General features: G+C 69.9%; 2 protein-coding genes and 1 pseudogene. 1 reads left to right on the forward strand and 2 read right to left on the reverse strand.

What is annotated here, in order from left to right; genetic code table 11:
* Positions 1-363, reverse strand: a pseudogene (locus DSP71_RS05390) (electron transfer flavoprotein subunit alpha/FixB family protein); the annotation flags it as partial.
* Between the two features lies 1 nt (position 364).
* Complete coding sequence (locus tag DSP71_RS05395; RefSeq protein WP_058632939.1) at positions 365-1,141, reverse strand: electron transfer flavoprotein subunit beta/FixA family protein; 777 nt, start codon at positions 1,139-1,141, stop codon at positions 365-367.
* Between the two features lie 157 nt (positions 1,142-1,298).
* Here DSP71_RS05395 and DSP71_RS05400 point away from each other — a divergent pair.
* Positions 1,299-1,727 (forward strand): MarR family winged helix-turn-helix transcriptional regulator (locus tag DSP71_RS05400; protein WP_147251213.1); only part of this gene is annotated, 429 nt, incomplete at its 3' end.

Consider the following 1,727-nt stretch of genomic DNA (forward strand, 5'->3'; position numbering starts at 1 on the left):
CGAGACCCCGACGGCATCGACCGACAGCGCACTCTTCGTGCGCACCGCGAAGCGCCCGGCGACGTCGCGGCCGGAGATCGAGTTCGAGATGAGGACGGCATCGGGTCGCACCTGGGCTGCGGCTGCCTGCAGTGCGTCGACGATCGGCACCGTGAGCGCAGCCGGGTCCCCGTCGGCGGTCAGCACCACGGATGCCCCCGCCGCCGCTGCCTGATCCACGGCCGCAGGACCGCCGCCGACGATCAGGGCCACCGGCGAACCGATCGTGGAGGCGGCGCCGATGAGGGCGGCCGTGCTGGTCGCGACGTAACCGGAGGGGTCGATGTCGACGAGGACGAGGATCGGGTTCTCGGAAGAGGTCATCTCACACCAGCCTGTTCTGCACGAGGTAGTCGACGAGCTTGTCGGCGGCGTCGCCCTCGTCGATGATCTTCACTCCGGCCGCGCGCGGGGGCTTCTCCGCCACCGCGGTCATGATGGTGCGCGGGGCGACGGACGGATCGGCCGAGACGTCGAGGTCGGCGAGGGAGAGCACCTCGAGCGGCTTCTTCTTCGCCGCCATGATGCCCTTGAAGTTCGGGAAGCGTGCGTCGGGGAGCGCCTCGGTGATGGAGATCACGGCGGGCAGCGGCGCCGAGACCGGCTGGCTCCCGGCGTCGGCGCCTCGCACTCCGGAGATGCCGTCGGGGGCGATCTCGACCGAGGTGAGAGCGGTGGCCTGGGCGAATCCGAGGTGCTCGGCCAGCATCGCGGGGATCACTCCACCGGAGCCGTCCGTCGACAGGTTGCCGGTGATGACGAGGTCGGGAGCGCCGCGGCGGATGGCCGCGGCCAGCACCTCGGCGGTGAGTCCGAGATCGGCGCCGGTGAGCTGCTCATCGGCGATGTGCACGGCGGATCCGGCACCGATCGCGAGAGCCCTGCGCACGGACGCGGTCGAGCTCTCCGGAGCCATCGAGACAGCGACCACCTCGGTGCCGTCGTTCTTGTCGGCGTAGCTGAGCGCGACCTCGAGGGCCCGCTCAGTGATCTCGTCGAGCACGACGTCGCCCGCCGCGCGATCGGCGAGTCCGGTCTCGAGATTCAGCTTGCGATCGCCATAGGTGTCCGGCACCTCTTTGACCAGGACGAAGATCTTCATCGATTGCTCCTCACGACTCCTGCAATTCTAGACCGCGATACTGAGTACCAACCCACTTGCGACTGAGACTCAGCGCTGACCGGGGCTGAGATGTGCCGAGATCGAGTGCGTCGCGCGCCGTCGCCGCGCCCCGCACTCCCGCCACTACCGTAGAGAGATGGCCAGACCCCGTCCGCTCCCCATCGATCCGCTCGCCGAGGCGAAGCGGCAGTGGCTCGCGCACGGATGGACGGAGGCCGCCGACGGCATGGCCCTGGTCACCTCGGTCATGCGGGCCCAGCAACTGCTGCTCGCACGCGTCGACGCGGCGCTCAAGCCGTTCGCCCTGAGCTTCGCCCGCTACGAGGTGCTGCGACTGCTCGCGTTCAGCCGCGCGGGCAGCCTTCCGCTGTCCAGCGTGGTCGCCCGCCTCCAGGTGCACCCGACCACGGTCACGAGCACGGCCGAGCGTCTGGTCCGCGATGGTCTGATCGCGCGTGAGCCGCACCCGCACGACGGACGCGCCGCACTCCTCGTGCTGACCGAATCCGGTCGGGAACTCGTGGAGCGCGCCACCCGGGCTCTCAACGCCGACGTCTTCGCCGAG

The sequence above is a fragment of the Microbacterium sp. H6 genome (genome assembly GCF_003314775.1).
Taxonomy (GTDB): domain Bacteria; phylum Actinomycetota; class Actinomycetes; order Actinomycetales; family Microbacteriaceae; genus Microbacterium; species Microbacterium oxydans.

What these genes read in the sequence shown, in the direction of transcription:
- DSP71_RS05395 (WP_058632939.1), bottom strand. Translation starts at nt 1,141, where the DNA reads ATGAAGATCTTCGTCCTGGTCAAAGAGGTGCCGGACACCTATGGCGAT.